This window comes from Pseudomonas citronellolis (assembly GCF_001586155.1).
Taxonomy (GTDB): domain Bacteria; phylum Pseudomonadota; class Gammaproteobacteria; order Pseudomonadales; family Pseudomonadaceae; genus Pseudomonas; species Pseudomonas citronellolis.
This window is the reverse complement of record NZ_CP014158.1, coordinates 4,961,949-4,986,588: the sequence shown is the minus strand read 5'-3', so window position 1 is coordinate 4,986,588 and position 24,640 is coordinate 4,961,949. Positions and strand designations below refer to the sequence as shown.

Sequence of the window (24,640 nt, the reverse complement as noted above, 5' to 3'; positions counted from 1 at the left end):
AACGGTAGTGGCGCGGCCGGGGTGGGGCCGCGGCTGCTCAAGGAATAACCGGATTGCCGGAGGATTTGGAGGGGGCGCGGTTGCCCGCGGGTCCGCAGACAGTGGCAAAGGGCCGCCGCGCGGGGCGCCGCCCCGCAGTGGGGCGGCGCGGGGGGCTTACTGCACCATTTCCTGCTCGTCGAACACGCCTTCGAAGAGCATGCTCGACAGGTAGCGCTCGGCCGAGTCGGGGAGGATGACCACGATGGTCTTGCCCTGCATGGCCGGCTCCTCGGCCAGGCGCACGGCGGCGGCCATGGCGGCGCCGCAGGAGATGCCGCAGAGGATGCCTTCCTCGTGCATCAGGCGCTGGGCCATGCTGCGGGCCTCGTCGTCGCCGACCAGCTCGACGCGGTCGACCATGGCCAGGTCGAGGTTCTTCGGCACGAAGCCGGCGCCGATGCCCTGGATCTTGTGCGGCGAGGGCTTGACCTCTTCGCCGGCGAGGGTCTGGCTGATCACCGGTGAGCTGGTCGGCTCCACGGCCACCGAGAGGATCGGCTTGCCCTTGGTGTTCTTGATGAAGCGCGACACGCCGGTGAGGGTGCCGCCGGTGCCGACGCCGGCCACCAGCACGTCCACCGCGCCGTCGGTGTCGTTCCAGATTTCCGGGCCGGTGGTCTTCTCGTGGATCGCCGGGTTGGCCGGGTTGTCGAACTGCGCCGGCATGAAGTACTGGGCCGGGTCGCTGGCCACCAGTTCCTCGGCCTTGGCGATGGCGCCCTTCATGCCCTTGGCCGGTTCGGTGAGGACCAGCTCGGCGCCCAGGGCCTTGAGCACCTTGCGCCGTTCCAGGCTCATCGACGAAGGCATGGTCAGCACCAGCTTGTAGCCGCGCGCGGCGGCGACGAAGGCCAGGCCGATGCCGGTGTTGCCCGAGGTCGGCTCGACGATGGTCATGCCCGGCTTCAGGCGGCCGCTGGATTCGGCATCCCAGATCATGTTGGCGCCGATGCGGCACTTCACCGAGTAGCCGGGGTTGCGGCCCTCGATCTTGGCCAGGATGGTGACGCCGCGCGGGGCCAGGCGGTTGATCTGGACCAGCGGCGTGTTGCCGATGGACTGCGCGTTGTCTGCGAAGATGCGGCTCATGATGGGTGTCCTTGTGGATCGATGCTGACCCACCAGCCTATTCCCCGGCGCCCTGGCCGTAAAGCCGTGAAACCGTCGGAAAGGTCGGCTCCAGGGCGGCGGCCCCGGTGAGAGGGTGGTACGCGCCGGTAGCCTTCGACGAATGGATGAATGGCCGTGCATTCAGTGACTGAATGCCATGCCTGCGTTCACAGTCGACGGAGCTGCGCGGTATAGTCGCAGTCTGTCTCCCAGTTCCTGCAGCCCGGGCAGCGGCCCGGCCGATACCGTTCGAGGATTCCCCGATGAAGTTCGAAGGCACCCAGTCCTACGTCGCCACCGACGACCTCAAGCTGGCGGTCAACGCCTCCATCACCCTGCAGCGCCCGCTGCTGGTGAAGGGCGAGCCGGGCACCGGCAAGACCATGCTCGCCGAGCAGCTGGCCGAAGCCTTCGGCGCCAAGCTGATCACCTGGCACATCAAGTCCACCACCAAGGCCCACCAGGGCCTCTACGAGTACGACGCGGTGAGCCGCCTGCGCGACTCGCAGCTGGGCGTGGACAAGGTCCACGACGTGCGCAACTACATCAAGAAGGGCAAGCTCTGGGAGGCCTTCGAGGCCGACGAGCGCGTCATCCTGCTGATCGACGAGATCGACAAGGCCGACATCGAGTTCCCCAACGACCTGCTGCAGGAACTCGACAAGATGGAGTTCTACGTCTACGAGACCAACGAGACCATCAAGGCGAAACAGCGGCCGATCATCATCATCACCTCGAACAACGAGAAGGAGCTGCCGGACGCCTTCCTGCGCCGCTGCTTCTTCCACTACATCGCCTTCCCCGACCGCGAGACGCTGCAGAAGATCGTCGACGTGCACTACCCGGGCATCAAGGCCTCGCTGGTCAGCGAGGCGCTGGACATCTTCTTCGACGTGCGCAAGGTGCCGGGCCTGAAGAAGAAGCCCTCCACCAGCGAACTGGTCGACTGGCTGAAGCTGCTGATGGCCGACGACATCGGCGAGGCGGTGCTGCGCGAGCGCGACCCGACCAAGGCCATCCCGCCGCTGGCCGGCGCCCTGGTGAAGAACGAGCAGGACGTGCAACTGCTCGAGCGCCTGGCGTTCATGAGCCGCCGCGCCAGCCGCTGAAAAATCGCCCCAGGGACGGCTGCGCGTCGGCCATGCTGCGTTGGGGGCAGGCGAGGGATGCTCATTTACAGTCGTAAACTCCGCTTCCTCGCCTGCCCCCGCCTTGCCTGGCTCTAGCTCGCCGCCCCTGGAACGATTTTGGGTGTCAACGAATACACGAGGGTGCAGCCATGCTGCTCAACCTGTTCAACGAAATGCGCGCGGCCAAGGTGCCGGTGTCGGTGCGCGAGCTGCTGGACCTGATCAACGCGCTCCAGCAGCGCGTGGTGTTCGCCGACATGGACGAGTTCTACTACCTCGCCCGCACCATCATGGTGAAGGACGAGCGCCATTTCGATAAGTTCGACCGGGCTTTCGGCGCCTACTTCAAGGGCCTGGAGAAGCTCGACGACCATCTCAAGGCGCTGATCCCCGAGGAGTGGCTGCGCAAGGAGTTCGAACGCCTGCTGACCGACGAGGAGCGCGCGCAGATCCAGTCCCTCGGCGGCCTGGACAAGCTCATCGAGGAGTTCAAGAAGCGCCTTGAGGAGCAGAAGGAACGCCACGCCGGCGGCAACAAGTGGATCGGCACCGGCGGCACCAGTCCGTTCGGCTCCGGCGGCTTCAACCCCGAGGGCATCCGCGTGGGCGATGCCGGCAAGCGCCAGGGCAAGGCGGCCAAGGTGTGGGACCAGCGCGAGTACAAGAACCTCGACGACCAGGTCGAGCTGGGCACGCGCAACATCAAGATCGCCCTGCGCCGCCTGCGCAAGTTCGCCCGCGAGGGCGCGGCGGAAGAACTGGACATCGATGGCACCATCGACCACACGGCCAAGGACGCCGGGCTGCTCAACATCCAGATGCGCCCGGAGCGGCGCAACACCGTGAAGCTCCTGCTGCTGCTGGACATCGGCGGCTCCATGGACGCCCACGTGAAGGTCTGCGAGGAGCTGTTCTCGGCCTGCAAGACCGAGTTCAAGCACCTGGAATATTTCTACTTCCACAACTTCATCTACGAGTCGGTGTGGAAGAACAACCTGCGCCGCACCAGCGAACGCACCGCCACCTTCGACCTGCTGCACAAGTACGGGCCGGACTACAAGGTAGTGTTCGTCGGCGACGCGGCCATGGCGCCCTACGAGATCACCCAGGCCGGCGGCAGCGTCGAGCACTGGAACGAGGAAGCCGGCTACGTGTGGATGCAGCGCTTCATGGAGAAGTACAAGAAGCTCATCTGGATCAACCCGTACCCGAAGGACACCTGGAACTACACCGCCTCCACCAACCTGGTGCGCGAACTGGTGAAGGACCAGATGTACCCGCTGACCCTGCGCGGGCTGGAAGAGGGGATGCGCTTCCTTTCGCGCGGTTGAGTCCGCTCTGCGCCAACCATCGCGCTCCCCTGTAGGAGCGCGCCCTGCGCGCGAATCGCGGGCAGGGCCCGCTCCTACAATTGCCGCCTTTGCCTTGCCAAATCCCATGCCCGCGACGGTAACATCGCGGGCACGGCGCAGCGCTCCTATGGGCAAGACATGACCGGAACCAGCTTCTCCCGCAACACCTGGCTCAACTCCCTGCACATGACCACCCTGACGGTTTCCCTGCTGGAAGCCGAAGGCCATGAGCGCGACAGCATCCTCGAAGGCAGCGGCATCACCGCCGCCGACCTGGTGGACCTGCGCCGGCTGGTCAGCCCCTGGCAGGAGCAGCAGGTGTTCGCCAACGCCGAGCGCCTGGCCGCCGAGCCCGCCCTGGGCTTGCGCCTGGGCCTGCGCACGCGGATTTCCGCCTACGGCCTGCTGGGCTATGCGCTGCTTTCCGCGCCGACCCTCGGCGAGGCGCTGCGCATCGGCCTGAGCTACCCGGTGCTGCTGGGCACCTACTTCCACCTGGCGCTGCAGGTCGAAGGCGAGGTGGCCTGGCTGGTGGCCACCGGCTACAGCGAGGACGAGGCCCTGCGGCCGTTCAACACCGAACTGTGCCTGGGCTCGATGAAGGTCACCTGCGGCGACCTGCTGGGCCAGCCGCTGGAGCTGCTGTGCGCGGAGTTCGACTATGCCGCCCCGCCCGAACGCGAGGCCGCCTACGCCGAAGGCTTCGCCTGCGGCCTGCGGTTCGGCGCTTCGCGTAGCGCCTTCGGCTTCCCCGCCGCCTGGCTGGAACGCCGCCTGCCGCTGGCCGACCCGGTGACGCACCGCGAGATGCTCGAACAGTGCCGCCGGCAGAACGTCGACCTGGCCGCCCGCCGCGCCTGGCTGGACAAGGTCCGCGGCATCCTCGGCGAGCGCCTGCAGGCGCCGCCGGGCCTGGAGGAACTGGCGCGGCGCCTGAACTGCTCCTCGCGCAGCCTGCGCCGGCACCTGCAGCAACAGCAGACCAGCTACCAGCAACTGCTCGACGAACTGCGCTTCGCCCGCGCCAAGGAACTGCTGCAGGGCGGCGACATGCCCATCTACCGCATCGCCGAGGAACTCGGCTTCAGCGAAACCGCCAGCCTGCGCCACGCCTTCCAGCGCTGGAGCGGCCAGCCGCCGAGCCATTTCCGCGCCTGAAACCCGTAGGGCGCATAACGCCTACGGCGTTATCCGCCGTTTGACCTTGGTTACCGGTCCGCTCGGTGTCGAGTTTGGCGTGGGTCACGCATTCCCCCGGATCGACCGAGGCAGGGTCGATGAGAAAGGTGAGGCGGCGTATAACCGCGAACGGTTATACGCCCTACGCAACCCCACCCGCGCCGTTCCCATGTAGGAGCGCGCCCTGCGCGCGAATCGCGGGCAGGGCCCGCTTACAGGAGGCACGGTGCCGGGAATGGCGTAGGAGATCTTATCCGCGAATCGCGCCGGTACGTCCGGCTATCGCGGACAAGGTCCGCTCCTACGACCGTGCTACCTGAAACTGTAGGAACTCCGTCCGCGATTATCCGCACCTACCGCTCAGGGCCGCGCCTCCAGGATCAGGTTGAACGGCGTCTCCGCCGCCCGGCGGAAGCGGGTGAACCCGGCTTCTTCGAACACCGCGCGCAGCCGCGCCTCGCCCGCCTGGGCGCCCAGGCCCAGGCCCACTTCCTGGGACAGCGAGTTGGGCGTGCAGATGAAGGTCGAGGCGGCGTAGAACAGCTTGCCGATGGGCGTCAGGTTGTCTTCCAGGCGGTCGCCGGCGTAGGGCTCCACCAGCAGCACCGTGCCGTCCGGCGCCAGGTGGCGCAGGGCGTGGCGGGCGGCGCCCACCGGGTCGCCCATGTCGTGCAGGCAGTCGAAGTAGCAGATCAGGTCGTATTCGCCCAGGTAGTCCTTGGCGCTGGCCTGGGAGAAGGCCACGCGGTCCTCGACGCCGGCCTCGCGGGCGCGCTGGCTGGCGGTTTCCACCGAGGGCGCGTGGTAGTCGAAACCGGCGAAGCGCGAGGCCGGGAAGGCCTGGGCCATGATCACCGTGGATGCGCCGTGGCCGCAGCCGATGTCGGCCACCCTTGCGCCGTTCTGCAGCTTGGCCACCACGTCGTCCAGCGCCGGCAGCCACTCGTCCACCAAGTGCGCGCGGTAGCCGGGGCGGAAGAAACGCTCGGTGCCGCGGAACAGGCAGGGGTGGTGGTCGCCCCAGGGCAGGGCGCCGTCGCCGCGCATGGCGGCCAGCAGCTTGTCCTTGTCCTGGTACAGCGAGGCCAGCACGCCAGCGCCGCCGGCCACGTACACCGGCGAGTCCTCGATGGCCAGGGCCATGGCCTGTTCCTCGGGCAGGCGGAAGTTGCCGCCTTCGTGCTCCAGGTAGCCGGCGGCGGCCTGGGCGCTGAGCCATTCGCGCAGCAGCCGGGGGTTGCAGCCGGTGCGTTCGGCCAGGGTCTGCGGGCTCACCGGCTGGTTGTCGGCCATGGCCCGGTACAGGCCCAGTTCGTCGCCGAGGATGACGTTCGCCAGCATGGCCGCGCCGCCCATGTCGGCGACCAGGCGGCCCATGAAGTCGTTGAGTTTGGCTTCGTCCATGGCAGCTCCTCCGCTGTCGGGCCCCGCGCGGCGGCGGGAGCTCCGGGTGGATGGCGGGAGGTGCCGGTTCTCCATACGCGCGGCGAACAGCGGGGCAGGGCAGGCGCCGGCCCGGGACGGGCGCGTGCCGGCAGCCGCGGTTCGCGCGTCATTGCCGGCCCGGGGCGGGCGGCCCCTCGGCGGGGCGTCGTTCCAGTCTAGCGCTGCGGCCGCGGCGGGTGGCGCCGGCCGACGCCCGGCGTTAGCGGGCGGCTTCGCCCAGGCCGCCGTTGCGCATGATCTGCGCGATGATCGGCACCGGCGTCATCAAGTGGTTGCGCATCATCTCGCTGGCGCGCGCGGCGTCGCGGGCGAGGATCGCCTCCACCAGCGCGGCGTGCTCCTGGCGCTTGAGCTCCAGGGCCTGCTCGGAGAACACCGTGTGCGTCAGCCACAGGTGGCGGTAGCGCTCGGCCTGGTCGAACAGGTAGGTACGCGCCTGCAGCAGGTGCTTGGAGCCGCAACCCTGGGCGATGGCGGTGTGGAAGGCCTTGTGCCGCTCGTCCCAGACGTCCAGGCGCTGCTCGCGGGTCTTCACCTCCACCACCTTGGCCAGGGTGTGCGAGTGCGCCAGCACCTGCGCTTCCCAGGCATCGTCGCCACGCTGGATGGCCAGGCCGACGATCATCGCTTCCAGGTTGGCGCGGGCGTCGTAGATGTCCTGCATCTCTTCCAGTGACATGGGCGCCACGCGGTAGCCCTTCTGGCTGATGGCCACCACCAGGTGCTCCGCCACCAGTTGCGACAGGGCCTCGCGTAGCGGGCCCACGCCCAGGTCGTAGCGCTCCTTCAGGGTGCTCATCAGCAGCTTTTCGCCGGGTTTGAAGACGCCGCGGATGATGTCCTTCTTGAGCCACTCGTAACCGCTGACGGCCGAGTTCTGACGGGGGGCGATCGCTTCCAAATCCAGCTCCTGTGGGGATTTGCGCTGGATCATACCCAAATGTCGTATGGACGAAAAACAATAGACAGGACGGCTATTTGTCGTCGAAAAATAAAAATGTAGACATTTTTATGTTGTGGCGATATTTTTCTCCTGCCCGCCTGATCCAGGTCATTGCCGGACGGCGCCACCCCATCATTGCCAGGACACCGCCATGAACGCCTTCACCTCCATCCAGGACCTCGCCATGCCCCTGCCGCTGGAGACCCGCGGCTACTCGGTAGCGCCCTCGGCGCAGTCGCCGCGCCTGCTGGAACTGACCTTCGCCCGTGAAACCGTGCAGGCCTTCGTCAAGGCGGTGGCGCAGTGGCCGGTGCAGGCCCTGGAGTACAAGTCGTTCCTGCGCTTCCGCGTCGCCCAGATCCTCGACGAGCTGTGCGAAGGCACCCTGCGCCCGGTGCTGCTGAACACCATCCTCGACCGCGCCACCGGCGGCATGCTGGTCAAGCCCGAGGGCCTGGACGACGTGGCCCAGGCCGAGGACATGGTGAAGTTCTCCACCGCCATCGCGCACCTGATCGGCCGTTCCAACTACGACGCCATGAGCGGCCAGTTCTACGCCCGCTTCGTGGTGGTCAACAGCGACAACTCCGACAGCTACCTGCGCCAGCCGCACCGCGTGATGGAGCTGCACAACGACGGCACCTTCGTCAATCAGATCACCGACTACGTGCTGATGATGAAGATCGAAGAGAAGAACATGGAGGGCGGCAACTCGCTGCTGCTGCACCTGGACGACTGGAACGAGCTGGACGAGTTCTACCGCCACCCGCTGGCCCGCCGCGAAATGCGCTGGACCGCGCCGCCGAGCAAGAAGGTCAGCGAGGACGTGTTCCACGCGGTGTTCGACTGCGACGCCGAAGGCCGCCCGACCATGCGCTACATCGACCAGTTCGTGCAGCCGAAGGACTTCGAGGAAGGCATCTGGCTGAACGCCCTGTCCGAGTCTCTGGAGACCAGCCCGGCCAAGCTCTCGGTGCCGGTGCCCCAGGGCTGCTTCCTGCTGATCAACAACCTGTTCTGGCTGCACGGCCGCGACCGCTTCACCCCGCACGAGGGCCTGCGCCGCGAGCTGATGCGCCAGCGTGGCTACATCGCCTACCAGAAACCGCTGTACCAGCGCGGCCAGTAATTCCGACAGCGTCACCCTTGCCACAGGAGCGGGCTCGCCCGCGAAGGTCCGCGCACGGTCTTCGCCGGTGGCCCGCTCCTGTGGGTCTTTTTCAGCTGAGCCAGTGCGCGAGGTAATGGCTGTGTACGATTTCATCATCATCGGCGGCGGCATCGTCGGCATGTCCACCGCGATGCAACTCACCCAGGTCTACCCGGACGCGAAGATCCTCCTGCTAGAGAAGGAATCCGGCCCGGCGCGCCACCAGACCGGGCACAACAGCGGCGTGATCCACGCCGGCGTCTACTACACCCCCGGCAGCCTCAAGGCGAAGTTCTGCCTGGCCGGCAACAAGGCCACCAAGGCCTTCTGCGACAAGCACGGCATCCGCTATGACGAGTGCGGCAAGCTGCTGGTGGCCACCAACGAGCTGGAAATGGAGCGCATGCGGGCGCTCTGGGAGCGCACCGCGGCCAACGGCCTGGAGCGCCATTGGCTGAGCGCCGGCGAGCTGCGCGAGCGCGAGCCGAACATCGTCGGCATGGGCGGCATCTTCGTGCCCTCCAGCGGCATCGTCAGCTACGCCGAAGTCACCGCCGCCATGGGCCGCGAGTTCCAGGCCGCCGGTGGCGAGATCCGCTACAACGCCGAGGTGACGGCGCTGGACGAACGCGCCGAGGAAGTGGTGGTGCGCACCACCGACAACGAGTTCCGCGGCCGCTACCTGGTCACCTGCTCGGGCCTGATGGCCGACCGCATCGTGCGCATGCTGGGCCTGGAGCCGCAGTTCATCATCTGCCCGTTCCGCGGCGAGTATTACCTGCTGCCCAAGCAGCACAACCAGATCGTCAACCATCTGATCTACCCGATCCCCGACCCGTCCATGCCGTTCCTCGGCGTGCACCTGACGCGGATGATCGACGGCACCGTCACCGTCGGCCCCAACGCGGTGCTGGCGATGAAACGCGAAGGCTACCGCAAGACCGACGTCAGCCTCTCCGACCTGTTCGAGACCCTGACCTCGCCGGGCATCCTCAAGGTGCTGGCGAAGAACCTGCGCCCGGGCCTGATCGAGATGAAGAACTCGCTGTTCAAGGGCGGCTACCTCAAGGAAGTGCAGAAGTACTGCCCGAGCATCGTCAAGAGCGACCTCACCGAGTACCCGGCCGGCGTGCGCGCCCAGGCGGTGTCGCGCGACGGCAAGCTGATCGACGACTTCCTCTTCGTGAATACCAGGCGCAGCGTCAACGTCTGCAACGCGCCGTCGCCGGCCGCCACTTCGGCCATCCCGATCGGCGCCTACATCGTCGAGAAGGTCCGCGAACAGGTCGCCGCCCAAGGCGGCAACTTCGCCAAGGCCGCCACCCCCGACAACAACCTGCGGGCTGCCGGCTGAGCCGCCCGCCGCCGATAACGAGGAAGAACGCGTGCAACTCAAAGACTCCAGCCTGTTCCGCCAGCAGGCCTACATCGACGGTGCCTGGGTGGATGCCGACAACGGCCAGACGCTCAAGGTCAACAACCCGGCCAGCAACGAAATCATCGGCAGCGTGCCGAAGATGGGCGCCGCCGAGACCCGCCGCGCCATCGAGGCTGCCGACCGCGCCCTGCCGGCCTGGCGCGCGCTGACCGCCAAGGCGCGCGCCAACAAGCTGCGTCGCTGGTTCGAGCTGATGATCGAGAACCAGGACGACCTGGCCCGCCTGATGACCCTCGAACAGGGCAAGCCGCTAACCGAAGCCAGGGGCGAGATCGCCTACGCCGCTTCCTTCCTCGAGTGGTTCGGCGAGGAAGCCAAGCGCGTCTACGGCGACATGATCCCCGGCCACCAGCCGGACAAGCGCCTGATGGTGATCAAGCAGCCCATCGGCGTCACCGCGGCCATCACCCCGTGGAATTTCCCCTCGGCGATGATCACCCGCAAGGCCGGCCCGGCCCTGGCCGCTGGCTGCACCATGGTCCTCAAGCCCGCTTCGCAGACGCCGTATTCCGCCCTGGCCCTGGCCGAGCTGGCCGAGCGCGCCGGCATCCCGAAAGGCGTGTTCAGCGTGGTCACCGGCAGCGCTGGCGAAGTCGGCGGCGAGCTGACCGGCAACCCGATCGTGCGCAAGCTGACCTTCACCGGTTCCACCGAAATCGGCCGCCAGCTGATGGCCGAATGCGCCAAGGACATCAAGAAGGTGTCCCTGGAACTGGGCGGCAACGCACCCTTCATCGTCTTCGACGACGCCGACCTGGACGCCGCCGTGGACGGCGCGCTGGTCTCCAAGTACCGCAACAACGGCCAGACCTGCGTCTGCGCCAACCGCCTGTACATCCAGGACGGCGTGTACGACGCCTTCGTCGAGAAGCTCAAGGCCGCCGTGGCCAAGCTGAACATCGGCAACGGCCTGGAGAACGGCGTGACCACCGGCCCGCTGATCGACGCCAAGGCCGTGGCCAAGGTCGAGGAGCACATCGCCGACGCCGTGGGCAAGGGCGCCAAGGTCGTCGCCGGCGGCAAGCCCCACGCCCTGGGCGGCACCTTCTTCGAGCCGACCATCCTGGTCGACGTGCCGAACGACGCCGCCGTGGCCAAGGAAGAGACCTTCGGCCCGCTGGCGCCGCTGTTCCGCTTCAAGGACGAGGCCGAGGTGATCGCCATGTCCAACGACACCGAATTCGGCCTGGCCGCCTACTTCTACGCCCGCGACCTGGGCCGCGTGTTCCGCGTCGGCGAGGCGCTGGAGTACGGCATCGTCGGCATCAACACCGGGATCATTTCCAACGAAGTCGCTCCCTTCGGCGGCATCAAGGCCTCGGGCCTGGGCCGCGAAGGCTCCAAGTACGGCATCGAAGACTACCTGGAAATCAAATACCTGTGCATCGGCGTGTAACGCGCGTCCGCCCACCCATTCCTGACCTGGAGACAGCATGAACAGCAACCAGAGCCTGCAACAACGGCGCATGGCCGCCATCCCGCGCGGCGTCGGCCAGATCCACCAGATCTACGCCGAGCGCGCCGAGAACGCCACCATCTGGGACGTGGAAGGCCGCGAATACCTGGACTTCGCCGGCGGCATCGCCGTGCTCAACACCGGCCACCTGCACCCGAAGGTGATGGCCGCCGTGCAGGCGCAGATGGCCAAGCTGACCCACACCTGCTTCCACGTGTTCGGCTACGAGGGCTACGTGGCCCTGGCCGAGAAGATCAACGGCATGCTCCCCGGCGACTTCGAGAAGAAGACCCTGCTGGTGACCACCGGCGCCGAAGCTGTGGAGAACGCCATCAAGATCGCCCGCGCCGCCACCGGCCGTAGCGGTGTGATCGCCTTCACCGGCGCCTACCACGGCCGCACCCACTACACCCTGGCGCTGACCGGCAAGGTCGTGCCGTACTCCGCCGGCCTGGGCCTGATGCCCGGCGGCGTGTTCCGCGCGCAGTACCCGAACGCGCTGCACGGCGTATCGGTGGACGACGCCATCGCCAGCATCGAGCGCATCTTCAAGAACGACGCGCAGCCGCGCGACATCGCCGCGATCATCCTCGAGCCGGTGCAGGGCGAGGGCGGCTTCAACCCGGCGCCGAAGGACTTCATGCAGCGCCTGCGCGCCCTGTGCGACGAGCACGGCATCGTGCTGATCGCCGACGAAGTGCAGACCGGCGCCGGCCGCACCGGCACCTTCTTCGCCATGGAGCAGATGGGCGTCGCCGCCGACCTGACCACCTTCGCCAAGTCCATCGCCGGCGGCTTCCCGCTGGCCGGCGTGGCCGGCAAGGCCGAACTGATGGACGCGGTGGCCCCGGGCGGCCTGGGCGGTACCTACGCCGGCAACCCGATCTCCTGCGCCGCCGCCCTGGCGGTGATCGAGGCCTTCGAGGAAGAAAACCTGCTGCAGCGCGCCCAGGCCGTGGGCGAGATCCTCGGCGCCGGCCTGCGCCGGATCGGCGAGCGTCACGCCAGCGTCGGCGACGTGCGCATCCTCGGCGCCATGGTCGCGGTGGAACTGTTCGAAGCCGACGGCCAGACCCCGGCCGCCGAACTGACCGCCAGGATCGTCGCCAAGGCCCGCGACAAGGGCCTGGTGCTGCTGTCCTGCGGCACCTACTACAACGTCCTGCGCATCCTCGTGCCGCTGACCGTCAGCGACGCCGACCTGCAGCGTGGCCTGGGCATCATCGGCGAGTGCTTCGACGAGCTGGCCTGAGGTTCATCCGCGTGCCCCGCGGCCCCTTTCCCTGAAGGGGCCGCGCCGAAGAGAACAAAGACGGACCCCGTACCCGCCCGTGCCCACGCACGGGTGGGCCGGGCCATTTCCGCCGCAGGGACGCAGCTTTACAAGGTGAGACCATGCAACAGCTCAACAAGAACAACCTGAGCCATGGGTTGAAATCGCGGCATGTGACCATGCTGTCCATCGCCGGCGTGATCGGCGCCGGCCTGTTCGTCGGCTCCGGCCGCGCCATCGCCGAGGCCGGTCCCGCGGCCATCCTCGCGTACATGCTGGCCGGCGCCCTGGTGGTGATCGTCATGCGCATGCTGGCCGAGATGGCTGTGGCGTCGCCCGACACCGGCTCCTTCTCCACCTACGCCGACCGCGCCATCGGCAAGTGGGCCGGCTACACCATCGGCTGGCTGTACTGGTGGTTCTGGGTCCTGGTGATCCCCATCGAGGCGAACATCGCCGCCACCATCATCAACAGCTGGGTGCCGCAGCTGGACATCTGGGTGCTGTCCCTGGCCATCACCCTGCTGCTCACCGCCACCAACCTGTTCAGCGTGAAGAACTACGGCGAATTCGAGTTCTGGCTGGCGCTGGTGAAAGTGATCGCTATCGTCGGCTTCATCGTCCTCGGCGCCTGCGCCATCCTCGGCCTGCTGCCGGATACCGGCGTCAGCGGCGTGTCGCGCCTGTGGGACAACGGCGGCTTCATGCCCAACGGCTTCGGCGCGGTGCTCAGCGCCATGCTGATCACCATGTTCTCGTTCCTCGGCGCGGAAGTGGTGACCATCGCCGCCGCCGAATCGGACGCTGCCGAAAAGCAGATTTCCAAGGCCACCAACTCGGTGATCTGGCGGATCACCCTGTTCTACATCCTGTCGATCTTCATCGTCGTCGCCCTGGTGCCCTGGACCGATTCGCGCCTGGCTGCCGACGGCTCCTACGTGACCGTGCTGGAAGTGCTCGGCGTGCCCCACGCCAAGGCGCTGATCGACGTGGTGGTGCTGACCTCGGTGACCAGTTGCCTGAACTCGTCGCTGTACACCGCCTCGCGCATGCTCTACTCGCTGAGCAGCCGCGGCGACGCCCCGGCCGCCGCGCGCATCACCAGCCGCGCCGGCACCCCGGTGGTGGCGGTGCTGCTGTCCACCGCCGCGGCCTTCGCCACGGTGATCGCCAACTACCTGGTGCCGGCCCAGGTGTTCGGCTTCCTCATGGCCAGCTCTGGCGCCATCGCCCTGCTGGTGTACCTGGTGATCGCCATCTCCCAGCTGCGCATGCGCAAGCGCATGAACGCCGAAGGCCAGGTGCCGCAGTACCGCATGTGGCTGTTCCCCTGGCTGACCTGGGGCGTGATCCTGTTCATCGTCGGCGTCCTGGTGCTGATGCTGCTGCGCCCGGACCACCGCGTGGAAGTGACCGCCACCGCGTTGCTGAGCGTGCTGATCGTCTGCTCCGGCCTGCTGGTCACCCGCCGCCGCGCGCGTGGCGAGCAGGGCGCCACACGCCTGAGGGTGGCCGAGCGCTGATGGGCTTTTCGTAGGAGCGAGCTTGCTCGCGAACGACTCCGCTGCGGGGTTGGTTCGCGAGCAAGCTCGCTCCTACAGGTTGCCCATACGCCGTACCCCTGTAGGAGCGCGCCCTGCGCGCGAATCGCAGGCAGGGCCTGCTCCTACAGGTTTCCGTGAGGCACGTAGTTCAACCGTAAGCGGACCTTGTCCGCGATAGCCGGCCATCCCGGCGCGATTCGCGGATGAGATCCGCTACAGGTCGCCCATACGCCGTGCCCTTGTAGGAGCGCGCCCTGCGCGCGAAATCGCGGGCAGGGCCCGCTCCCACAGGTATCCGTCACTCCCAAACGAAAACGGGGCGCCAATGCGGCGCCCCGTTTTCGTTTCCTCAGGCCAGCTTCAGCAGCGCCATCCCCGCCACCAGCAAGCCCAACCCTAGCCAGCCACGCCACACCAGGCGCTGGCCGAACAGGGCCCAGCCCATGGCCACGGTGGCGAGGATGCCGAAGCCGCCCCACACCGCATAGGCCACCGACAGCTCGATGTCCTTCACCGCCTGCGCCAGGGCCGAGAAGGCGCCCAGCACGCAGAGGATAGAGGTGACGCCCAGGGCGCGCCTGCGGAAGCCGTCGGAGTACTTCAGCAGCAGGTTGGCGATCACTTCCAGCATGATCGCCAGGCCCAGCCAGGCGAACGGAACCCAATCGAGGCTCAGCATGCGACGGCCTCCTCTGCGGACGGCTCGCGCTTGCTGCGGGTGCCGGACTTCACCAGCAGGATGCCGGCGATCATCACGGCCAGGCCCAGGACCTTCTCCGGGGCCAGGTTCTCGCCCAGCCAGGCGACGCTGACCAGGGTGATGAGGACGATGCCGATGCCCTCCCAGAGGGCGTAGGCCACGCCCACCGGCACGCGCTTGATGGCCAGCGACAGGAAGTAGTACGACAGGCCGACCATGGCGTACATCAGCAGGTGGCCATAGAACGGGGCCAGGGTGGTGGTGAGTTTCATCGAAGTGGTGCCGACCACTTCGAAACCGATGGCGGCGAACAGATAGATCCAGGAACGCATGAGCGAGCCCTCCCTTGGGCAAGCCGCTACCCCCACGTTTGCACGTGCGGCCAGGCGGAAAGTCGGAGCGGGGGAGGTGACGCAGGGCGAGCGATAGGCTCGGGTACATCGTCACCAAAGACGTGACTTCGAGGGAGGGCGCTAGAGATCGCCGGTCCAGTGGCGCTCGCGGGAGACCAGGCGGGAAGTGAAGAGGGTTTGAATCGTGATGTTCAACATAATGAACACTATATTGCCTGAAGTTAGGAAGATTGGCAAATCGATAGACTCAAGCAATGAGTAAATGGCGCAGGAATTCATTATTTTCTTGTGAGGGGGCCCAGGCAGGAAGTCTTCTGTTCAAGATGGCTGTGCAATATTTTGTTCATTTTTCTGTGCGCCCACCTGCTCCCGACATCCTGGCTGGGCAAATCCGCCGGAAAGGAGTAGCCTTCATTTGACGGTTTGTTTTCATCATTTGAGGAGGTCGCATGTTGGCCATCAAGACGGAAGATCGTCGTCGCAGCGACTCGCCGTCCCCGGTGTTCTGGCATCTGGTGCACGACCATGCCAGCCTCACCGAGGCCCAACGGCTGCAGCACATCCGCCACGGCTTGAGCTGGCGCTGGGTCGAATCGGTGCGCGATACCTTCCGCATCAGCGGCCCCGGCTTCGTCGAGCTGTTCAACATCTCCCTGTCCACCTACGAGCGCAAGAAGAAGGCCGACCAGGCGCTGGACCTGGTCACTTCGGAGCGCCTCGACCGCCTGGCCTCGGTGGCCGTGCTGGCCGAGCAGGTGTTCGAGGACAAGGACGCCGCGGCCCAGTGGCTGGAGCGCCCCAACCAGGCCCTCGGCGGCCAGACGCCGCTGAGCCTCTGCGACACCGAGATAGGCGCCAACCAGGTACGCCGCGTGTTGCACGCGCTGGAGTGGGGCGGGGCCGCCTGATGCGGGCCTGGCGCGTCGCCAAGGCGGCCCGGGCCACCGACCTGAGCGGTCAGGGCGCGGCCATCCTCGGCGGGCGCTGGAACCACCGCGACGTGCCGGTCGTCTACCTGGGCCTGACGCCGGCCATCTGCTGCCTGGAAACCTTCGTGCACGCCAGCGGCCGGCCGACCTTCCCGATGAAGATCACCGCCTTCCGGCTCCCGGAAGGCGACGACCTCTACCTCAAGCCCGATCCCCGGGACCTGCCCGAAGGCTGGAACAGCCTGCCGGCGGACCGCCCGGGCATGGACTACGGCACCCGCTGGCTGCAGGCCGGCGAACAGCTCGGCCTGATAGTGCCCTCGGCGGTGCTGCCGCTGGAGTGGAACCTTCTGCTCAACCCGCGGCACCCGGCGATGAGCCTGGTGCGGGTCGAGGACAGCTACGACTTCATGTATGACGAGCGGATGTTCCAGGCACGGGCTTGAGCCGATGGAGAAGGCGAGTCAGCCGTCGTAGTGGTAGCGGCATTGCACGATGAAGAGTTGGCCGTCTTCGAACAGGTAGACCAGCCGGTGTTCGCGGGTTATGCGGCGGGACCAGAGCCCGCTGAGATTACCCTTCAGCGCTTCGGGCTTGCCGGTGCCGCTGAAGGGGGTACGCAGGCATTCGCCGATGAGTCGGTCCAGGGTTGCGGATATCTTCGGATCCTGGCCCTTCCAGTATTGGTAGTCATCCCAGCCGTGATCGGTGAAAGCCACTGAAACCGTCTTGCGGGCGCCGGCCTTGTTACGTTTCTTCTGCGTCGTCACTGATGCTCAGTTCCCTTGGCACGCTCTTGCCGACTCGTAACTGCTCGATGGATTCATGCAGCCGTTGTGCATTGGCCGAGGATTGCAGCAGGTACATGGTCTCGCGCATGCCGTTGTAGTCCTCCAGCGAAAGCAGAACCACAGGTTCGCCTCTTTGCCGGGTGATGACAGTCGGCTCATGGTCGCGGCATACGTCATCCATGGCCTGTTTCAGGCTGGCTCGCGCTTGGCTGAATGTCAGAATTTGCATGGCGGGTACCTCCTGGCGAAGCCAGGGCTGATTGAATCTTCCGACGGGAATGGATTGCGGATGGCTGATCCTGTGCTGGACGAGAGGATTGTACAGAACGTTGTACTTTGATCAAGCGCAGCCATTGCTAGTGTTGCTGCGTTCTATGGCTGCTCCACCAACCCCGCCGCCAGCCGTCCAACCTCCGCCAGCAGCGCATCGCGCTTTTCCGCCGGGGCCGGGCTGCCGGTGAGGTAGGCCGCCACCAGGATCGGCGCGCGGCCCGGCGGCCGGAGTATGGCCACGTCGTTGCTGGTGCCGCGTTCGCCGGTGCCGGTCTTGTCGCCGACTTTCCAGCCCGTTGGCAGGCCTGCGCGGATACGCTTGTCGCCGGTCTTGTTGGCCGCCAGCCAGGCGTTCAATTGGTCGCGCGAGGCGGGTTGCAGGATGTCGCCCAGCAGCAGGCGCTGCAGGGTGGCGACCATCGCCCGCGGGGTGCTGGTGTCGCGCGGATCGCCCGGGAGGGCCTGGTTGAGGGTGGGTTCGTTGCGGTCCAGGCGGCTGACGTCGTCGCCGGTGCTGCGCAGCCAGTCGGTCAAGCCGGTGGGGCCGCCCAGGCTGGCCAGCAGCAGGTTGGCGGCGCCGTTGTCGCTCAGGGTGATCGCTGCCTCGCAGAGTTCGGCGACGCTCATGCCCGGCTGGCCGACGTGGCGCTCGCTGGCCGGCGAATATTCCACCAGGTCCGCCTGGCCGTAGACGATGCGCCGCGCCAACTGCTCCTCGCCGCGGTCCACGCGGGCCAGGATGCAGGCGGCGAGCAGCAGCTTGAAGGTGCTGCACAGCGGGAAGCGCTCGTCCTCGCGCAGGCCGAAGCGGCGGCCGTCGCCGGTGTCGAGCACGGCCACGCCCAGGCGCCCGCCGCTGTCGCGTTCCAGTCGCTTCAGGCGCTCCAGCGTGGATTCCGCCCGCGCGGTGCCGGCGAGCAGGCCGGCCAGGGGCGCCAGGAGCAGGGCGCGGTTGATCTGTCTTCTGCTGAACATGCTGCCTCCTTGTCGAAGCGCGACTATCGGCCAGCCGGGCGGGTGGGGCAAGCGGGCACGCCCATCGGTTTTTCCCGGCCGGCGCGGCGAGCGCTTCTACCCTGAAAAGGTGCGGCCCCGGCGACAATTCGTTGCAACCTTTGACCGGGGCCGCGGCTCGAACCCGATGAGTGCGACGCAGCGGTGCCTTCCACCCGGAGAAGGTCAGCCTCGAGAACGAATGGCCGCCTGCGTTCCGAACCCGCCCACGGAAAAGGGGACCACCCCATGTCCAGCAAGGCCCCATCCCTGCTCGATGCCTACCGCCAGGTGCGGCGGCACAGCGAGGAACTGATCGCCCCCCTCGGCGCCGAGGACGCGGTCGCCCAGTCGATGCCCGACGCCAGCCCGGCCAAGTGGCACATCGCCCACACTACCTGGTTCTTCGAGACCTTCCTGCTCAAGCCGCGGCTGGCCGGCTACGCCGAGTTCGACGCCAGCTTCGGCTACCTGTTCAATTCCTACTACGAGGCTCTGGGCGCGCGCCAGCCGCGGCCGCAGCGAGGAATGCTGACGCGGCCGCCGCTGCACCGGGTGCTCGACTACCGGCTGCACGTCGACGAGCACATGCAGGCGCTGCTGGACACCGAGCCCGACGCCGAGCTGGAAGCCCTGGTGCGCCTGGGCCTGGCCCACGAGGAGCAGCACCAGGAACTGCTGCTGATGGACATCCTCCACCTGTTCAGCCTGTCGCCGCTGGCGCCGGCCTATGGCGAGGGATATGCGCCCCCGGCCTGCGGGCCGCAGCGCTTCCTGGCGATCCAGGGCGGGCTGCTGGGCATCGGCCATGACGGCCAGGGTTTCGCCTTCGACAACGAGGCGCCGGCGCACCGCTGTTTCCTGGCGCCCTTCGAGATCGCCGAGTCGCTGGTGAGCAACGGGCAGTGGCTGGCGTTCATCGAGGATGGCGGTTACCGGCGCGCGGAATTCTGGTTGTCCGACGGCTGGGCCAAAGTGCAGGAGGAGGGCTGGGAAGCGCCGCTGTACTGGCGACGGCAGGGCGACGGCTGGCACGAGTTCGGCCTGGCCGGCCTGCGCCCGCTGGACCTGGACGCGCCGGTGCTGCACGTCAGCTACTACGAGGCCAGCGCCTACGCCAACTGGGCCGGCGCGCGCCTGCCCACCGAGATGGAATGGGAAGTGGCCGCCCGCGACGGCCGTCTGCGCCAGCTCTACGACGCCGCCTGGCAGTGGACGCAGAGCGCCTATGCGGCGTATCCCGGCTTCCGCCCCGGCGCCGGGGCGGTGGGCGAGTACAACGGCAAGTTCATGGTCAGCCAGATGGTCCTGCGCGGCGGCGCCTGCATCACCCCGGCCGGGCATTCGCGGCCCAGCTACCGCAACTTCTTCCACCCCGAGAAGCGCTGGATGTTCGCCGGCCTGCGCCTGGCCCGCGACCTGCCCGAACAGGCCGCGCTGGACCCGCGCGCCCGCGAGCTGGCCGAGGACCTGGAGGCGGGCTTCTCGCTGCAGCCGCGGCAGCTTTCGCCCAAGTATTTCTACGATGCCGCCGGCTCCGAGCTGTTCGAGGCCATCTGCCGCACCCGCGAGTACTACCCCACGCGCAGCGAGACCGCGTTGCTCAAGCGCATCGCCCCGGCCCTGGCCGAGCGCATCCCGGCCGACTGCACCCTGGTGGAGTTCGGCAGCGGCGCCAGCGAGAAGACCTGCCTGCTGCTGGACGCGGCGCCGCAGATCCGCCGCTACGTGCCCATCGACATCAGCCCGGCGGCCCTGGACAAGGCCGCCGCGCGCCTGCAGCGCGACTACCCGGTGCTGCGCGTCGAGCCCCTGTGCGCCGACTTCACCCGCCTGGAGGCGCTGCCCCCGGCGCTGGCCGACGGCCCGCGGCTGGGCTTCTTCCCCGGCTCCACCATCGGCAACTTCGCCCCGGAGCAGGCCCTGGCCTTCCTCCAGGGCGTCCACGAACTGCTGGGGCCGGGGGCGAGCTTCATCGTCGGGGTGGACTTGCGCAAGGACGTGAAAGTGCTGGAGGCCGCCTACAACGATGCCGAGGGCGTGACCGCGCGCTTCAATCTCAACCTGCTGCAGCGCATCAACCGTGAGCTGGACGCCGATTTCCAGCTCGACCGCTTCGACCACCTGGCCTTCTGGAATCCCGAGCACAGCCGCATCGAGATGCACCTGGTCAGCCGCGTCGAGCAGCGCGTGCGCATAGCCGGCATGGAGTACCTGTTCCGCGCCGGCGAGCGCCTGCACACGGAGAACTCCTACAAGTACGCCATCGACGACTTCCGCACGCTGGCCGAGCGCGGCGGCTGGCTGGTGCGCGAGCACTGGACCAGCGCCGAGCCGGCCTTCGCGGTGTTCCGCCTGCAGGCCTAGCGCTCCAGCCCCAGGCGCCGGTGCCAGTCGGCGATGGACTCCTCCGGGTAGCCGTCGAAGTACAGGTCGCGCGGGTGCTTTTCCACCTCCACCCAGGGGGCCTTGGAGTCCAGCAGCAGGTGGGTGTGTTCCGGCGGCACCGGCAGCGGGGTGTCGATGGCCGAGGCGAAGGGGTGGATCAGCTCCGGCCATTCCGGGCTGAACAGCCACAGCGCGCTGCCGCATTCGCCGCAGAAGTTGCGTTCGGCGGTGCTGGTGCGGGTGCGCTGGCCGGGCTCGCGCAGCTTGGCGTGATAGACGCGCAGGTGCTTGCGCCCGCGCACCTTGAGGCTGGCGGCGTCGCCGCCGAGGTTGATGGCGTAGCCCCCGCCGCCCTGGGTCTTGCGGCAGATCGAGCAGTAGCAGCGCTGGTAGGGGTATGGGTGAGCGCTCTCCAGGCTGAAGGTCACGGCGCCGCAATGGCAGGAACCTTCCAGTCGCATGGCTGATCTCCTCTGTAGGGATACGGGACCCGGGCAAGGGTGGTTGATCGCGCCCCGCCGCGCCGGGCGCGACGACGGATGGTCGGCTGCCCGGGATGTTATAGGTTGGGCGTGATTCAATGAGGGCGAAACCGTCGTCAGGCAGGTGAAGTCATGGCCGTACAACGCATCGTGGTAACCGGGACCGGGGTGGTCAGCCCCCTCGGATGTGGCACCGAGAAGGCCTGGCAGCGCCTGCTGCAGGGGCGCTCCGGCATCGTCCGGCTGGCCGACGAATTCGTCCGCGACCTGCCCTGCGAGGTGGGCGGCCCGGTGCCGGACATCGCCGTGGACGCCGAGGCCGGCTTCGATGCCGAGCGCGCCGCGCCGGCCAAGGAGCAGAAGAAGATGCACCGCTTCATCCTCTTCGCCCTGGCCGCCGCCGAGGAGGCGCTGGCCCAGGCCGGCTGGGCGCCCCGGGATGAGCGCGGGCAGACGCGCACGGCCACGGTGATCGGCTCGGGCATCGGCGGCTTCAGCGCCATCGCCGACGCCGTACGCACCACCGACGGGCGCGGGCCGCGGCGCCTGTCGCCGTTCACCATCCCGTCGTTCCTGGTCAACCTGGCGGCCGGCCACGTGTCCATCCGCCATGGCTTCAAGGGGCCGATCGGCGCGCCGGTGACCGCCTGCGCCGCCAGCGTCCAGGCCATCGGCGATGCCGCGCGGATGATCCGCGCCGGCGAGGCGGACATCGCCCTGTGCGGCGGCGCCGAGGCTTCCATCGACCGCGTTGCCCTAGGCGGTTTCGCCGCGGCGCGGGCGCTGTCCAGCGGCTTCAACGACCGCCCGCAGCAGGCCTCGCGGCCCTTCGACCGCCAGCGCGACGGCTTCGTCATGGGCGAGGGCGCCGGGCTGCTGGTGATCGAGTCGCTGGAGCACGCCCAGGCCCGCGGCGCGCAGCCGCTGGCCGAGGTGGTCGGCTACGGCACCAGCGCCGACGCCTACCACCTGACCGCCGGCCCGGAAGACGGCAGCGGCGCGCGCCGGGCCATGCAACTGGCCATCGCCCAGGCCGGCATCGACCCGGCGTCGATCGGCCACCTGAACGCCCACGCCACTTCCACGCCGGTGGGCGACAAGGGCGAGCTGGCGGCCATCCGCGCGGTGTTCGGCGACACCGGCTCGGTGGCGGTGAGCGCCACCAAGTCCGCCACCGGCCACCTGCTGGGCGCGGCCGGCGGGCTGGAGGCGATCTTCACCCTGCTGGCCCTGCGCGACCAGTTGGCCCCGGCGACCCTCAACCTCGACGAGCCGGACGAAGCCGCCGCCGGGATCGACCTGGTGCGGGGCGGGGCGCGGGCGCTGCAGACGGAATACGCGCTGTCCAACGGCTTCGGCTTCGGCGGAGTCAACGCCAGCGTGCTGTTGCGCCGCTGGACCGGCGCCTGAGGCGAACGCAAGGCGCCCGGCGCTGTCGGATCGTCACTGAAACCCCTTATCATTCAGCGACATCCTCCAGGGCCGGAGCCTTCCGATGCTGTCTGCCGTAAGGCGCTACAAACTGCTGTTGTCCGAATCCCTGGCGCGGTATTTCCCGCGCACCACCGCCTACCTGCGCGAGCAGAACGAGGCCGCCCAGGCGCCAACGGCGAAGAAACCGCGCGCCACAGCGCGGAAGAAGGACGGCGCCGCGGCCAAGCCCCGCGCGCCGCGCAAACCCAAGGCCGAGGCGGGCGAGAAGCCTGCGGCGGAAGGCCCCGCCGGCATCTACCCGGCGCGCGCCCTGGCGGTGCGCCCGGAGCAGGTCGAGGCGATGCGCGAGCGGGTGCGCCAGGCGGTCAGCGCCGGCGTGGTCAGCCCGCCGTCGGACGAGCAGTGGGCGATGATCCTCTGCCGCCAGCCGCTGGCGCGCATCTTCGCCGGCGCAGGCTCCGGCAAATCCACCACCCTGGTGCTGCGCCTGGTGTTCATGCTCTGCCACCTGGGGATCGAGGCGGACAAGGTCACGGTGATTTCCTTCACCAACGCCTCCTGCGCGCAGCTGCGCGAACAACTGGTGCGCGTGCTCGCCTTCTGGCAGTACCCCTTCGACATGGCCCGCGCCCGCGAATGCGTGCGCACCTTCCACTCGGCCATGGGCGTGCAGGCCCGCGAGCTGCTGGGCAAGCAGCGCTGGTTCGAGCAACTGGAGGAGCGCAACCCCGACGAGCCGGACAACCCCCTCACCGGCGGCCGCCTGCGCCCGGCGCAGCAGCGCCTGCTGCTGGAGGCCTACGAGGAATGCTACGCGGTCAACGGCGCCTTCCGCGCCAAGGTGCACCGCCTGCTGGGCCTGGAGAAGCCGGAGGAAGTGCCGGGCCCGGCGCCGGTCCAGCCGTTCCGCCTGCCCGGCGAGTTCGTCGAGGCGCCGCTGGTGGAAGTCTTCCACACCCAGGCCGGCTTCATGGAAAGCCTCGGCCTGCGCCCGCAGGACCTGAAGGTGGCCGAGCTGGACTGCTCGATCCGCGAGAAGATCTTCCTCGAGGCCCTGGCCATCTACTGGAGCTTCTTCCTGGCCCTGCTCAAGCGCCAGCGCCTGACCACCTTCAACGCCGCCTTCCAGCAGCTCACCAAGCGCTTCGCCGAAGGCGATGCCAAGCTCGAAGCGGCCGAGCCGATGACGCACCTGCTGATCGACGAGTTCCAGGACATCTCGCCGCAGATCGTCCTCTGGCTGCAGGCCCTGCACCGCTTCCTGGCGCGCAGCGGCAAGGCGCCGAGCCTGATGGCCATCGGCGACGACTGGCAGTCGATCTACGGCTGGCGCGGCAGCTCGCCGGAGCTGTTCATGGACTTCGACAAGCACTTCCCCAGCAAGGGCCGCAGCCGCCAGAGCACGGTGCTGCTGCTGGAGACCAACTACCGCAGCATCGAGCCGGTGATCCGCGATGCCGAGTCGGTGCTGGCCGAGGTGAATTTCAAGCAGGCCAAGACCTGCCGCGCCTTCAAGCCGATGCAGCCGGGCGACCATGGCGTGCGCGTGGAAACCCGCTTCGACCTGGCCCGCGACCTGCCCAGGCTGCTGGCCGACATCCGCGCCCAGTGCGAACACGTGGCCCAGCGCGGCAGCCGTGAGAGCACCGCGGTGATGCTGCTGAGCCGACGCAACGAGCCGCTGCAGCAGATCCAGGCGCAGCTCGACGCCAAGTTGCCGGTGAAGGCCATGAGCATCCACCGCGCCAAGGGCCTGCAGGCGGAGGTGGCGATCATCATCGACGACTGCGCGCCGCCGGAGCGCCATCCGTTGCGCAACGTGCTGTATGCGCACAGTGGGTTCTTCCGCAACAGCTATGACCAGGCGATGCAGGATGAGAGCTTGCGATTGGCCTATGTGGCCGTGACGCGCGGGGTGAGCCGGGTGTTCTGGTACTCGCGCAAGGCGCAGGGGGCGGCGGCGGTGTTGGCGAGGAAGGGTTAGAGGGCGCTCTGGCTTTTCGTAGGAGCGAGCTTGCTCGCGAATGGATGTTCGCCGGAGATTCCGCTGCGTCGTTTGAGTCCGTTCCCTCTCCCTAACCCTCTCCCTGAAGGGAGAGGGGACCGTTTGGAGTGAAGCAGCACCTCGATGCACGCCTGAGACAGCGGAGTTGCAGGATGACTCTGTCCTAGCCGCCGGCACGGACAAGCCCCTCTCCCTTCAGGGCGGGGCGCGCAGCCGAGGGCTGGGGAGA

22 protein-coding genes are annotated in these 24,640 nt (G+C 67.9%); 13 read left to right on the top strand and 9 right to left on the bottom strand.

The features are described from left to right. Positions 1-156 precede the first annotated feature (156 nt). On the bottom strand, positions 157-1,131 hold the full coding sequence (gene cysK, locus PcP3B5_RS21650; RefSeq protein ID WP_009623576.1) for a cysteine synthase A: 975 nt from the start codon (positions 1,129-1,131) through the stop codon (positions 157-159). 284 nt (positions 1,132-1,415) lie between these two features. Between cysK and PcP3B5_RS21645 the strand changes: the two genes are divergently transcribed. The 3 genes from PcP3B5_RS21645 (at position 1,416) to PcP3B5_RS21635 (ending at position 4,792) form a co-directional block, all read left to right on the top strand. Continuing rightward, positions 1,416-2,261 carry an AAA family ATPase gene (locus PcP3B5_RS21645; RefSeq protein WP_058072841.1) on the top strand — a complete coding sequence of 282 codons (846 nt, stop codon included), beginning with the start codon at positions 1,416-1,418 and terminating at the stop codon, positions 2,259-2,261. Positions 2,262-2,431: 170 nt separating this feature from the next. Next, positions 2,432-3,613: a vWA domain-containing protein gene (locus PcP3B5_RS21640; RefSeq protein WP_009623572.1), complete on the top strand. Its 1,182-nt coding sequence runs from the start codon at positions 2,432-2,434 to the stop codon at positions 3,611-3,613. Positions 3,614-3,772: 159 nt separating this feature from the next. Next, entirely contained in the window at positions 3,773-4,792 is a 1,020-nt protein-coding gene (locus PcP3B5_RS21635; protein WP_061562374.1) for an AraC family transcriptional regulator, read from the top strand. 381 nt (positions 4,793-5,173) lie between these two features. Here the strand turns inward: PcP3B5_RS21635 and PcP3B5_RS21630 are convergent, their stop codons facing one another. Together PcP3B5_RS21630 and csiR are read right to left on the bottom strand one after the other, a co-directional pair. Continuing rightward, positions 5,174-6,217: a class I SAM-dependent methyltransferase gene (locus PcP3B5_RS21630; protein ID WP_061562373.1), complete on the bottom strand. Its 1,044-nt coding sequence runs from the start codon at positions 6,215-6,217 to the stop codon at positions 5,174-5,176. Positions 6,218-6,458: 241 nt separating this feature from the next. Further along, positions 6,459-7,160, bottom strand: coding sequence for a DNA-binding transcriptional regulator CsiR (gene csiR, locus PcP3B5_RS21625; RefSeq protein ID WP_177331036.1), 702 nt, complete (start codon positions 7,158-7,160; stop codon positions 6,459-6,461). A 193-nt stretch (positions 7,161-7,353) separates the two neighbouring features. Here csiR and glaH point away from each other — a divergent pair, with 193 nt between their 5' ends. From glaH to gabP, 5 genes are all read left to right on the top strand, one after another. Next, complete coding sequence (gene glaH, locus PcP3B5_RS21620; RefSeq protein ID WP_061562372.1) at positions 7,354-8,331, top strand: glutarate dioxygenase GlaH; 978 nt, start codon at positions 7,354-7,356, stop codon at positions 8,329-8,331. 121 nt (positions 8,332-8,452) lie between these two features. Then, positions 8,453-9,706, top strand: a complete 1,254-nt coding sequence (gene lhgO / locus PcP3B5_RS21615) for an L-2-hydroxyglutarate oxidase (protein ID WP_061562371.1) — start codon at positions 8,453-8,455, stop codon at positions 9,704-9,706. A 31-nt stretch (positions 9,707-9,737) separates the two neighbouring features. Further along, positions 9,738-11,186 carry an NADP-dependent succinate-semialdehyde dehydrogenase gene (gene gabD / locus PcP3B5_RS21610; RefSeq protein ID WP_061562370.1) on the top strand — a complete coding sequence of 483 codons (1,449 nt, stop codon included), beginning with the start codon at positions 9,738-9,740 and terminating at the stop codon, positions 11,184-11,186. 37 nt (positions 11,187-11,223) lie between these two features. Next, on the top strand, positions 11,224-12,498 hold the full coding sequence (gene gabT / locus PcP3B5_RS21605) for a 4-aminobutyrate--2-oxoglutarate transaminase (protein WP_009623558.1): 1,275 nt from the start codon (positions 11,224-11,226) through the stop codon (positions 12,496-12,498). A gap of 143 nt (positions 12,499-12,641) precedes the next feature. Then, positions 12,642-14,042 carry a GABA permease gene (gene gabP / locus PcP3B5_RS21600; protein ID WP_043312797.1) on the top strand — a complete coding sequence of 467 codons (1,401 nt, stop codon included), beginning with the start codon at positions 12,642-12,644 and terminating at the stop codon, positions 14,040-14,042. A gap of 370 nt (positions 14,043-14,412) precedes the next feature. On the opposite strand, the gene mdtI is transcribed toward gabP, so the two are convergent. Then, a complete protein-coding gene (gene mdtI / locus PcP3B5_RS21595; protein ID WP_061562369.1) occupies positions 14,413-14,742 on the bottom strand; it encodes a multidrug/spermidine efflux SMR transporter subunit MdtI in 330 nt (109 codons plus the stop codon). Next, positions 14,736-15,095 carry a multidrug/spermidine efflux SMR transporter subunit MdtJ gene (locus PcP3B5_RS21590; RefSeq protein ID WP_009623553.1) on the bottom strand — a complete coding sequence of 120 codons (360 nt, stop codon included), beginning with the start codon at positions 15,093-15,095 and terminating at the stop codon, positions 14,736-14,738. Before PcP3B5_RS21590 ends, mdtI begins: the two co-directional genes overlap by 7 nt. Before the next feature lie 470 nt (positions 15,096-15,565). On the opposite strand from PcP3B5_RS21590, the gene parS reads away from it, so the two are divergent. Both parS and PcP3B5_RS21580 read left to right on the top strand, forming a co-directional pair. After that, positions 15,566-16,024, top strand: a complete 459-nt coding sequence (gene parS, locus PcP3B5_RS21585; RefSeq protein WP_061562368.1) for a type II RES/Xre toxin-antitoxin system antitoxin — start codon at positions 15,566-15,568, stop codon at positions 16,022-16,024. Beyond that, positions 16,024-16,491 (top strand): RES family NAD+ phosphorylase, encoded by a 468-nt coding sequence (locus PcP3B5_RS21580; RefSeq protein WP_061562367.1) that lies wholly within the window; start codon positions 16,024-16,026, stop codon positions 16,489-16,491. Before parS ends, PcP3B5_RS21580 begins: the two co-directional genes overlap by 1 nt. 18 nt (positions 16,492-16,509) lie before the next feature. Here PcP3B5_RS21580 and PcP3B5_RS21575 read toward each other — a convergent pair whose 3' ends face one another. The 3 genes from PcP3B5_RS21575 to bla form a co-directional block, all read right to left on the bottom strand. Next, positions 16,510-16,815 (bottom strand): Txe/YoeB family addiction module toxin, encoded by a 306-nt coding sequence (locus PcP3B5_RS21575; RefSeq protein WP_051878951.1) that lies wholly within the window; start codon positions 16,813-16,815, stop codon positions 16,510-16,512. Continuing rightward, positions 16,793-17,065, bottom strand: coding sequence for a type II toxin-antitoxin system Phd/YefM family antitoxin (locus PcP3B5_RS21570; protein WP_061562366.1), 273 nt, complete (start codon positions 17,063-17,065; stop codon positions 16,793-16,795). Before PcP3B5_RS21570 ends, PcP3B5_RS21575 begins: the two co-directional genes overlap by 23 nt. A 143-nt stretch (positions 17,066-17,208) precedes the next feature. Next, on the bottom strand, positions 17,209-18,084 hold the full coding sequence (gene bla / locus PcP3B5_RS21565) for a class A beta-lactamase (RefSeq protein ID WP_061562365.1): 876 nt from the start codon (positions 18,082-18,084) through the stop codon (positions 17,209-17,211). Positions 18,085-18,351: 267 nt separating this feature from the next. Here bla and egtB point away from each other — a divergent pair, with 267 nt between their 5' ends. After that, positions 18,352-20,469: an ergothioneine biosynthesis protein EgtB gene (gene egtB / locus PcP3B5_RS21560; RefSeq protein ID WP_061562364.1), complete on the top strand. Its 2,118-nt coding sequence runs from the start codon at positions 18,352-18,354 to the stop codon at positions 20,467-20,469. Here the strand turns inward: egtB and PcP3B5_RS21555 are convergent. Further along, a complete protein-coding gene (locus PcP3B5_RS21555; RefSeq protein ID WP_009623540.1) occupies positions 20,466-20,951 on the bottom strand; it encodes a GFA family protein in 486 nt (161 codons plus the stop codon). The two genes, egtB and PcP3B5_RS21555, sit on opposite strands and share 4 nt — an antisense overlap. A 153-nt stretch (positions 20,952-21,104) precedes the next feature. Between PcP3B5_RS21555 and fabF the strand changes: the two genes are divergently transcribed. Continuing rightward, positions 21,105-22,382 (top strand): beta-ketoacyl-ACP synthase II, encoded by a 1,278-nt coding sequence (gene fabF, locus PcP3B5_RS21550; protein WP_061562363.1) that lies wholly within the window; start codon positions 21,105-21,107, stop codon positions 22,380-22,382. Positions 22,383-22,467: 85 nt separating this feature from the next. Beyond that, positions 22,468-24,390, top strand: coding sequence for a DEAD/DEAH box helicase (locus tag PcP3B5_RS21545; protein WP_061562362.1), 1,923 nt, complete (start codon positions 22,468-22,470; stop codon positions 24,388-24,390). The last annotated feature ends 250 nt before the right edge of the window (positions 24,391-24,640 follow it).